We start from the raw sequence: 10637 nt of genomic DNA on the forward strand, positions 1-10637 counted from the left end.
CGACTACTTCGCGGCCCTGATCGCGTCGAACACGTCGGGATCCAGCAGCGTAGAGGTGTCACCCAATTCGCGGTTTTCGGCGATGTCGCGCAACAGCCTGCGCATGATCTTGCCGCTGCGGGTCTTGGGTAGCTCGGGCACCACGTGGACCTCGCGCGGGCGGGCGATCGGTGAGATCTCCCGGGCCACTTCGACGCGCAATTCGTCGACGATCCCGTCGTGCACTTCGTGATCGCCACGCAGGACGACGAACGCGCAGATGGCCTGGCCGGTGGTCGCGTCGGTCGCCCCGACCACCGCCGCCTCGGCGACCGAGGCGTGGCCGACCAGCGCCGACTCCACCTCGGCGGTCGACAGCCGGTGCCCCGACACGTTCATCACGTCGTCGATGCGGCCCACCACCCAGACGGCGCCGTCGCGGTCGTAATAGGCGCTGTCGCCGGCGAAATACCAGCCCTGCTCGGCGAACCGGGACCAGTAGGTCTCGACGTATCGTTCCGGATCGCCCCAGATGCCGCGCAGCATCGACGGCCACGGCCGGTCCAGGACCAGATAGCCGGTGATGTGTTCGCCCTGGTGCACGACCGGCGTCAACTCATCGCCGTGGTCGTCGACGATCTTGGCCGAGATGCCCGGCAGCGGCCTCATCGCCGAACCGGGTTTGGCCGCGGCGACTCCGGGCAGCGGGGAGATCATCGTGGCGCCCGTTTCGGTCTGCCACCAGGTGTCCACGATCGGGAGGCTCTCAGCGCCGATCACCTTGCGGTACCAGCGCCACGCTTCGGGATTGATCGGTTCACCGACCGTCCCCAGCAGTCGCAGGCTGGACAGGTCGTGCGCGTCAGGAACCTCGCGTCCCCACTTCATGAACGTGCGGATCAGCGTGGGTGCGGTGTAATAGATTGTCACGCCGAACTTTTCGATGATTTCGAAATGACGGTGCTGGGTTGGCGAGTCGGGCGTGCCCTCGTAGAGAACCTCGGTGACCCCGTTGGACAGCGGACCGTAGACGCCGTAGGTGTGCCCGGTGACCCAGCCGATGTCGGCGGTGCACCAGAAGACGTCGCTTTCGGCCTTGATGTCGAAGACGTAGTAGTGCGTGTACGAGGCGTGGGTCAGATAGCCGCCGCTGGTGTGGACGATGCCCTTGGGCTTGCCGGTGGTTCCCGAGGTGTACAGCAGGAACAGGGGCTGCTCGGCATCGAAGGGTTCCGGGGTGTGTTCGGCCGATGCGGCGTCGACGACGTCATGCCACCACAGGTCACGCTCGTCGTTCCACGACACGTCAATTCCCGTGCGCCGCACCACAATCACGTGCTCGACCGGGCTGTCGGCAGCCGAGACGGCCTCGTCGGCCGCGTCCTTGAGCGGGGCGGGCTTGCCGCGCCGGAACTGCCCGTCGCTGGTGATCAGCAGCTTGGCGTGGGCGTCGGCGATGCGGGCGCGCAACGCCTTGGCGGTGAAACCGGCGAACACCACGCTGTGCATGACGCCTAGGCGCGCGCAGGCCAGCATCGCGATCACCGCTTCGGGGATCAATGGCAGGTAGATCGCGACCCGGTCGCCGGCGGTCAGACCGAGGTCGGTCAGCGCGTTGGCCGCTTTACACACTTCGGCCTGCAGGTCGGAGTAGGTCAGGCTGCGGCTGTCGCCGGGTTCACCCTCCCAGTGGATGGCGACCCGATCCCCGTGCCCGGCCTCCACGTGGCGGTCGACGCAGTTGTAGGCGACATTGAGCTTGCCGTCGGCGAACCACTTGGCGAACGGCGCGTCGGACCAGTCCAGCACCTCGGTGAACGGCGTCGCCCACGCGAGCCGATTGGCCTGCTCAGCCCAAAACGCCAACCAGTCGTCCTCGGCCTCGCGGTAGAGTTCCTCGCCGGCGTTGGCCTGCTCGGCGAACTGCGCCGGCGGCGGATACGACGACGGGCCCGCGGAATTGGTGGCGGTCACTGGCTTCTCTCCTGTGTCGAGACTGCGCCGTGGGAGCGGCCTCACGCTTTGGCCGACTGCGAGCCTAGCCGGGTGAGGCGTGGCTGTGCGAGTGCTGATGCCCGGCTACCCACACTTGATCATTGATCCAGGTGCGCCCGATCACCGCGTGCTGAGCGGCTCAGGAGTCGACGATCGCCAAGCAATAGAGGCGGGGGGGCTTGGGGTACGCGTTGGCCCTGGTTTCGGGCGGGCATTGCGCTGCATCCGTGTCGCCGTCGATGCGTTTGCCGACCTTGAACCGTGCGAACCGAGATTCGTTGCAATCGACCGGCGTCCACGTCGCCGTCGTACGCTCGTCCGTCCTGAGGTAGCAGTGCCCCTGTTGAAGGTTGGGGGCGAAACACAGGATGTGGGATTCGTTCGTCAGGCGCGAATAGACGGAGTCATCGCGTTTCCCATCGGGGCACATTGTTGTCGGGCCGCCTTTGGCGGCGAGTTCGTAGGTCGCCACGGGATCCGTGCAGTCGGTGGGTCGGTCGAACGAGCCCATGCCGACGTCGAATTCACTGAAGCATTGACCGATCTGAGGCCCGGCGGCCGCCGTAGACGGGGAAGACGGGTCGGCGGTGCGCGTTGCGCGGCCGCGCTCCGGCAGCACCCGCACGGCGTTGCCGAGGATGCCGAGGGCGAGCAGCACCGCGCCGATGGTGATGAGCGCGGTGGCCGACTTCGGCGTCCGCGGCCGCGGCGGATGACCCGGCGCGTAACCCAAATGGGCCGGATACGGCGGAACCGGGTAGCCCGGCGGTGGCGGATAGGCGTAACCGGGGGGATACTGCGGCGGCGGGTAGGCGGGTGTCCGCCGGCGGCGGCGCGAGCGCTCCACCAGCCCAATAACCAGGCAGACCAATCCAATTGCCGGCACACCGAGGGAGAACATCAAACGACCCGCCCGCACCGCCGATTCGTCCGAGGCCAGATACGCCACAGTCACGGCTGAATTCTAAGTTGGCGACGCCGTGCCGGGCACTTCACCGTCGTACGACTTCAGGCCCTAGGGTCGGGGTCATGTGGCGGATGCGGATACCGGTGGCCTTGCTGGCCCCGGTCGGCGCCGCCCTGTTGGCGGTCGCCTCGCTGGCCGGATGCGGTGGCGGCGTCCTCAGCCCGGATCTGGTGGTGGTCAACGGCGGGGAACCGCCGAACCCGCTGATTCCCACCGGCACCAACGACAGCCTGGGTGGCCGGATCCTCGATCGGCTGTTCGCCGGGCTGATGTCCTACGACGCCGCCGGCAATCCGTCGCCGGAGGTGGCCGAGTCGGTCGAGACCACCGACAACGTCAATTACCGGATCATCCTCAAACCCGGTTGGAGCTTCACCGACGGCTCGCCGGTGACGGCCCATTCCTTCGTCGACGCCTGGAACTACGGCGCGCTGAGCACCAATGCCCAACTGCAGCAGAGCTTTTTCAGCCCCATCGACGGCTACGACGCCGTCGCCGGGCTGACCGCCGACGGCAAGCCAACGACTACCACCATGTCCGGCCTACGGGTGATCAACGACCGGGAGTTCACCGTCCGGCTGAAGGCGCCCACCATCGACTTCACGTTGCGGCTGGGGCACAGCGCGTTCTATCCCCTGCCGCAGGCGGCCTTTCGGGACATGAGCGCTTTCGGGCAGCACCCGATCGGTAATGGCCCGTACCAGCTCGCCGACGGCCCCGACGGGCCGGCGTGGGAACACAACGTCCGAATCGATCTGCGGCCCAATCCGGACTACCACGGCAATCGCAAACCCCGCAACAAGGGCCTGCGGTTCGAGTTCTATGCAAACCTGGACACCGCGTACGCCGACCTACTGTCGGGCAATCTCGATGTGCTGGACACGATTCCGTCGAGCGCATTGACGATCTACAAGCGTGACCTGGGCGGCAACGCCGCGAGCGGACCCGTCGCCGTCAGCCAATCGCTCGACACGCCGCTGCGGCTGCCGCATTTCGGTGGCGAGGAAGGCCGGCTGCGCCGGCTCGCGTTGTCCGCGTCGATCAACCGCCCGCAGATATGTCAGCAGATCTTCAACAACACCCGCAGCCCCGCCCGCGACTTCACCGCCAGCTCGTTGCCGGGCTTCGACCCGAACATTCCGGGCAGTGACGGGTTGGACTTCAATCCCGAACGGGCGCGCCAACTCTGGGCCCAGGCGAACGCGATCTCGCCGTGGGGCGGGCGGTACGCCATCGCCTATAACGCAGACAGCGGCCATCAGGAGTGGGTGGACGCGGTGGCCAACAGCATCAAGAACGTGCTGGGCATCGACGCCGTCGGCGCGCCACAGCCCACCTTCGCCGGGTTTCGCACGCAGATCACCAACCGCACGATCGACACCGCCTTCCGGGCCGGCTGGATAGGCGACTACCCGTCGATGATCGAGTTCCTCGCCCCCTTGTACGCCACCGGCGCGGGATCCAATGACGTCGGATACTCCAGCCGCCAGTTCGACGCCGGCCTGGCCGCTGCCGAGGCGGCTCCCGACCTACGGCGGGCCGACGTGCTGGTCAACGTCGCCCAACGAATCCTGTTGCACGACATGCCCGCCGTACCGCTGTGGTACTACATCGCGGTGGTCGGGTGGTCGCCGGAGATCAGCGCCGTCAAGGTCACCTGGAACGGGCTTCCCGACTACGAGAACCTCGTCAAGGGTTAAGGCATGGGCTGGTATGTCGCGCGCAGGATCGCCGTCATGGTGCCGGTCTTCCTGGGCGCCACCCTGCTGATCTACGGAATGGTGTTCCTGCTGCCCGGCGACCCCCTGGCCGCCATCGCCGGGGACCGGCCGCTGACGCCGGCGGTGGCCGCCGCGCTGCGGGCGCGCTACCATCTCGACGATCCGTTCATCGTGCAGTACCTGCGCTACCTGGGTGGCGTTGTGCACGGCGACCTGGGCCGCGCGTATTCCGGGTTACCGGTCAGTGCCGTTCTGGCACATGCGTTTCCAGTCACGCTCCGGCTCGCGCTGATCGCTTTGGTGGTGGAGGCGGTGCTCGGCGTCGGGTTCGGCGTGGTATCCGGGCTGCGCCAAGGGGGGCTCTTCGATGCCACGGTGCTGCTCACCGGGCTGATCATCATCGCGATCCCGATCTTCGTGCTGGGGTTTCTGGCCCAGTTCCTGTTCGGGGTCAAGCTGGGCATCGCGGCGGTCACCGTCGGCGAGCGGGCGACATTCGCGCGCCTGCTGCTTCCCGGAATCGTCTTGGGCTCCGTTTCATTCGCCTACGTCGTACGGTTGACTCGGTCTGCCGTGGCCGCCAACGCGCACACCGACTATGTGCGCACCGCCACCGCCAAGGGGTTGTCGCGGCCACGGGTGGTGACCGTGCACATCCTGCGCAACTCGCTGATCCCGGTCGTGACGTTTTTGGGCGCCGACCTTGGGGCGCTGATGGGGGGCGCCATTGTCACCGAGGGCATCTTCAACATTCATGGTGTCGGCGGCGTGCTCTATCAGGCGGTCACCCGGCAGGAAGCACCGACCGTGGTGTCGATCGTGACCGTTCTGGTCCTGATCTATCTGGTCACCAACCTGGCGGTGGACCTGCTCTATGCGGCGCTGGACCCGAGGATCCGCTATGGCTGAGCATTCCGGCTTCTGGGGTGAGACGTGGCGGAAGCTGCACCGCCGCCCGAAGTTCATCGTCGCCGCCGTGCTGATCCTGCTCATTCTCCTTGTCGCGCTGTACCCTTCGTTGTTCACTCACGCCGACCCCAGCTACGCCGACCCGAGCCAAAGCCTGCGCGGCCCTTCGGCGGCGCACTGGTTCGGCACCGACCTGCAGGGTCACGACATCTACACGCGCACCATCTACGGGGCGCGGGCGTCGGTGACCGTCGGGCTGGGCGCGACTCTGCTGGTCTTCGTCATCGGCGGGGCGCTGGGCGCGTTTTCCGGTTTTTATGGCGGCTGGCTGGACGCCGTCGTCTCTCGCGTCACCGACATCTTCTTCGGCCTGCCACTGCTGCTGGCGGCGATCGTGCTCATGCAGGTTCTGCACCACCGCACGGTGTGGACGGTGATCGCCATCCTGGCCTTGTTCGGCTGGCCGCAGATAGCCAGGATCGCTCGCGGTGCGGTGCTGGAGGTGCGGGCCAGTGATTACGTGCTGGCGGCCAAAGCGTTGGGGCTGAGCAGGTTTCAAACGCTGCTGCGACACGCGCTGCCCAACGCGGTGGGGCCCGTGATCGCGATGTCCACGATCGCGTTGGGGGCTTTCATCGTCACCGAGGCGACGCTGTCCTACCTCGGGGTCGGGTTGCCCACGTCGGTGGTGTCGTGGGGCGGCGACATCAACCTCGCCCAGACGCGACTGCGCGCCGGTTCGCCCATCCTGTTCTATCCCGCCGGTGCACTGGCGATGACGGTGCTTGCGTTCATGATGATGGGCGACGCCCTGCGCGACGCTCTGGATCCCGCCTCGCGGGCGAGGCACCCATGACTGCGCCGGCGACGATGCAGAGCGAAGCGATGAGGAGGAGTGGCGCGCATGACCACGCGTGAGCCACTGTTGACGGTTGAGGGCCTGGAAGTCAGGTTCGGCGACCACACTCCCGCGGTCGCCGGGGTAAACCTGCGCGTCCAGCGCGGGCAGACCGTCGCCGTGGTCGGTGAGTCGGGATCCGGGAAGTCCACCACGGCCGCCGCGATCCTCGGGCTGCTGCCTCCCGGCGGCCGAATCACGGCCGGCCGCATCACTTTTGACGGCCTCGACATCACCTCCGCCGATCGGCGGTTGCTGCGGTCGATCCGAGGGCGTCGCATCGGCTACGTGCCCCAGGACCCGATGACCAACCTCAATCCCGTCTGGAAGGTCGGCTTTCAGATCTCAGAAGCGTTGCGGGCCAACACCAATGGCCGTCGGGACAGACGGCGGGCGGTGGAGCTGCTCGCCGAGGCCGGCATGCCGGAACCGGCGAAGCAGGCCGGTAAATATCCGCACCAATTGTCGGGCGGCATGTGCCAGCGGGCGCTGATCGCCATCGGGCTGGCGGGCCGCCCGCAGCTGCTGATCGCCGACGAACCGACGTCGGCCCTCGATGTCACGGTGCAACGTCAGGTGCTCGACCATCTTGCGCGCCTCACCGCCGAGCTGGGGACCGCGCTGTTGCTGATCACTCACGACCTGGCGCTGGCCGCCGAGCGGGCGGAGGGGATCGTCGTCGTCCACCGCGGTGTCGTAGTGGAATCCGGCGCCGCACAGGCCATTCTGCGCGATCCGCAGCACGAGTACACGCAGCGGTTGGTGGATGCGGCCCCGTCACTGGCCCGCGGGAGCCGGCCGGCTGCCCCCCGAACCGACGACATCCTCGTCGCCTCGGACCTCACCAAGGTCTACCGGGATTCGCACGGCGCGCCGTGGCGACGTGGCGAGTTTCGCGCCGTCGACGCGGTGTCGTTCCGGCTGCAGCGAGCCCGCACCCTGGCCATCGTCGGTGAATCGGGTTCCGGAAAGTCGACGGTGGCCCGCATGGCGCTGGGTCTGCTGCAACCCACTTCGGGCGCAGTCGTTTTCGATGGCACTTCGATCTCCGACGGGATGGACCGGGACGCGATGATGGCTTTTCGCAGGCGCGTGCAGCCGGTGTTCCAAAACCCTTACAGCAGCCTCGATCCCATGTATTCGGTGTTTCGCGCCATCGAGGAGCCGCTGCGCATTCACCGCGTCGGTGACCGCGGGCGCCGCGCGAAGGCCGTGCGCGAACTCGTCGACCAGGTGGCGCTGCCCTCGTCGGTGCTGAGCAGGTTGCCGCGTGAGCTGTCCGGCGGCCAACGCCAGCGTGTTGCGATCGCGCGGGCGCTGGCGTTGCGGCCCGACGTCCTGGTCTGCGACGAGGCGGTGTCGGCGCTCGACGTGTTGGTGCAGGCGCAGATACTCGACCTGCTTTCCGAGCTGCAGGCCGAACTGGGCCTGGCCTACCTGTTCATCAGCCACGACCTGGCGGTGATCCGGCAGATCGCCGACGACGTCCTGGTCATGCGGGCCGGCCGCGTGGTGGAGCACGCGCCCACCGAGCGCCTCTTCAGCGACCCCGCGCACGAATACACCCGGCAGTTGCTGGACGCCATCCCGCGTGCGCCGGAATCCGACGGGGATAGGTTGTGAAGTTGTGACAGCTGACCCGCTGGCCCCCCTGATGGAACTGCCCGGCGTCGCCGAGGCCAGTGACCGCGCCCGCGACGCACTGGGGCGTGCCCACCGCCACCGCGCCAACCTTCGGGGGTGGCCGGTGTCCGCCGCCGAGGCGGCGCTGCGGGCGGCGCGCGCGTCGTCGGTGCTGGACGGTGGCCCCGTTCAGCTGGAGGATCTCGCGGACGCCGGGCAGGTCAGTGATCCGGTGTTCGGGGGAGCGCTGCGGGTCGCCCAGGAGCTGGAGGGCGGCGAGGGCCCGTTGGTGCGGACCTGGGAGCGGGCACCCTTGCAGGCGCTGGCCCGCTTGCACATGCTGGCCGCTGCGGACTTGGCCGACGAGGATCGACTGGGCCGGCCACGCCCCGACGGCGAGGTGGGGGCGCGTCTGGCACTGCTGGCGGACATCGTGGGTGGCCGTACCCAAGTTCCGGCCCCGGTGATCGCCGCCGTCGCGCACGGAGAACTGCTGGCACTCAAGCCATTCGGCAGCGCGGACGGCGTCGTGGCGCGCGCGGTAGCACGATTGGTCACCATCGCCAGCGGACTTGACCCACATGGATTGGGGGTTCCCGAGGTCAGTTGGATGCGCCAACCCGCCGCGTATCGCGACGCCGCACAGAAGTTCGCCGAAGGCACGCCGCACGGTGTGGGAGCCTGGCTGGTGCTGTGTTGCCGCGCGATGAAAGCCGGTGCGCAAGAGGCCGTGTCGATCGCCGACTCGATGTCTGACAGATAGCTGAGGCGGTGGCCGCTGCCGGGAAAGCGCCACCGGAAACGGCCGCAGAAATGCAGAGCGGGCGACGTTCCGAATGTTCGGTCCGCCGCCCGCTAGCACGGGACTCGGTTACCAAGCGTGCATCTCTGGGCTGCGTGGGTTGGCCTCGGCGATCTCACGACGCTTACGGTTGCGACCCCACCCAAAGGGCCGTCAGTACCTTCCGCATTTCGCAATTTCGCAGGCCCGCAACACTTCTGCCATTTTCGCGGCTATGACTCCGCGTGGGTGCCGAGCACCGTGCTGGGCGCCCGGGTCGGGAGAACGAACCTTCTCTTCCGGCTCGACCTTGGCCTCACCGGGCTTCCGTGGTTCCTTTGTACTACTAGACCCCCAGCACAGCAAGGCCCAATTGCGAATAGCGCCGAATCCGTTTTGGGTTGCGCGTTCAAGGAGTTTGCTCCTCCGTGAATCGCGGCTCAGAACGCGTAGCGGCGCAACAACGAATACGTGACCGCGCCGGCGGCCAGCGCGCTGACACCCACCGCAGCCGTCGTGGCGATGGCGGCGCCGGAAGGCGCCGGTATGCGGTCGCGCAAGGACACGGGCCGGGAGAAGGACATGACGGGCCACCCGCGTTCCACGGCTTCCCTGCGCAGCCCGCGGTCGGGATTCACGACGCTGGGGTGCCCGACGGACTCGAGCATCGGGAGATCGGTGATCGAGTCCGAGTAGGCGTAGCAGTGTTCCAGCGGGTAGCCCTCGCGCGCGGCCAGTTCGCGGATCGCTTGGACCTTGCCCTCGCCGTAGCAGTAGAACGCGATCTCGCCGGTGTACCGACCGTCCTCGACCACCATCCGGGTTGCCATCGCGTGGGTGGCGCCCAGGGCACGGGCGATCGGGGCGACGATTTCTTCCCCCGAGGCCGACACCACCACGACGTCACGCCCGCACAGCTTGTGGGCCGCGATCAGGTCGGCGGCTTCGGCGAACACCAGCGGAGTCACGATGTCGTGCAGCGTCTCGTTGACGATCGACTTGACCTGTTCGACGTCCCAGCCGGTGCACATATTGGTCATGTGGGCGCGCATCCGGTCCATCTGGTCATGATCGGCACCGGAGAGCAGATAGATGAACTGGGCGTAGCTGGACTTGAGCACGGTGCGGCGATTGAGCAGGCCCTGATTGAAAAACGGTTTGCTGAAGGCCAGGGTGCTGGACTTGGCGATGATCGTCTTGTCCAGGTCGAAGAAGGCCGCCGTGCGCGCGTGGGGGGCGGTGGTTGCCGCTGATGGGTCCGAGGCCGACTGCTCCGCGGTGGGGTCGAAGACGGTCACCGACCCAGCATAGGTCGGTGATTGCGCGTGGCGGCGACCCCGCACCGCAAAAGGGCCGCTCAGCGGATAGGGAGGCGCGACGCGCCGTGTTTACGCGGCTCAAGCTGTTTTTTCAGCAAATGCGCTCTTGCGTTACTACGGCTTGTCATGTGTATAGTAAGCATTACTCGGCCTGCGCCGAGGGTGTATCAGCCCGACCCCCCGGGGCTGATACACGACGACCCTCGCCTCCTCCCCCCCTGGCGGGGGTCGTCCCATTTCTACGGTCGGTTTTCTCGGCGCGCGGCGCCGAGCTCGGCTCTCGGTGCGTTGCGGGAAACTGTGTGGGTCGTCGCTGGCGGCGTGCGCTTGCGATGCCTTTGCGATGCCTTTGCGATGCCTTTGTGCACACTCGCGTCTCTATCCACAAATCCGCGTTTGGGACTGTCGTGCCAAGGTCACCACCGCGCACAGTGGTCGGGTGGCT

At 67.3% G+C, this 10637-nt stretch carries 8 protein-coding genes; 5 read left to right on the forward strand and 3 right to left on the reverse strand.

What is annotated here, in order from left to right; all coding sequences use genetic code 11:
• Positions 1–3 precede the first annotated feature (3 nt).
• A complete protein-coding gene (gene acs, locus AC5Y7E_RS03130; protein ID WP_499947387.1) occupies positions 4–1953 on the reverse strand; it encodes an acetate--CoA ligase in 1950 nt (649 codons plus the stop codon).
• Between the two features lie 160 nt (positions 1954–2113).
• Positions 2114–2929, reverse strand: coding sequence for an LppU/SCO3897 family protein (locus tag AC5Y7E_RS03135; protein ID WP_499947388.1), 816 nt, complete (start codon positions 2927–2929; stop codon positions 2114–2116).
• A gap of 83 nt (positions 2930–3012) precedes the next feature.
• Here AC5Y7E_RS03135 and AC5Y7E_RS03140 point away from each other — a divergent pair, with 83 nt between their 5' ends.
• The 5 genes from AC5Y7E_RS03140 to AC5Y7E_RS03160 are packed head-to-tail and all read left to right on the forward strand — an operon-like array spanning position 3013 to position 8855.
• Entirely contained in the window at positions 3013–4641 is a 1629-nt protein-coding gene (locus tag AC5Y7E_RS03140; protein WP_499947576.1) for a peptide ABC transporter substrate-binding protein, read from the forward strand.
• 3 nt (positions 4642–4644) lie between these two features.
• A complete protein-coding gene (locus tag AC5Y7E_RS03145; RefSeq protein ID WP_499917097.1) occupies positions 4645–5571 on the forward strand; it encodes an ABC transporter permease in 927 nt (308 codons plus the stop codon).
• Positions 5564–6427: an ABC transporter permease gene (locus AC5Y7E_RS03150; protein ID WP_499947389.1), complete on the forward strand. Its 864-nt coding sequence runs from the start codon at positions 5564–5566 to the stop codon at positions 6425–6427. The genes AC5Y7E_RS03145 and AC5Y7E_RS03150 overlap by 8 nt, the downstream gene beginning before the upstream one ends.
• A 48-nt stretch (positions 6428–6475) precedes the next feature.
• Positions 6476–8092, forward strand: coding sequence for a dipeptide ABC transporter ATP-binding protein (locus AC5Y7E_RS03155; protein ID WP_499947390.1), 1617 nt, complete (start codon positions 6476–6478; stop codon positions 8090–8092).
• A gap of 4 nt (positions 8093–8096) precedes the next feature.
• On the forward strand, positions 8097–8855 hold the full coding sequence (locus tag AC5Y7E_RS03160; protein WP_499947391.1) for a Fic family protein: 759 nt from the start codon (positions 8097–8099) through the stop codon (positions 8853–8855).
• 458 nt (positions 8856–9313) lie between these two features.
• Here AC5Y7E_RS03160 and AC5Y7E_RS03165 read toward each other — a convergent pair whose 3' ends face one another.
• A complete protein-coding gene (locus AC5Y7E_RS03165) occupies positions 9314–10171 on the reverse strand; it encodes an HAD-IB family hydrolase (RefSeq protein ID WP_499917093.1) in 858 nt (285 codons plus the stop codon).
• Between the last annotated feature and the right edge of the window lie 466 nt (positions 10172–10637).

The organism is Mycobacterium sp. NGS17, assembly GCF_059813205.1.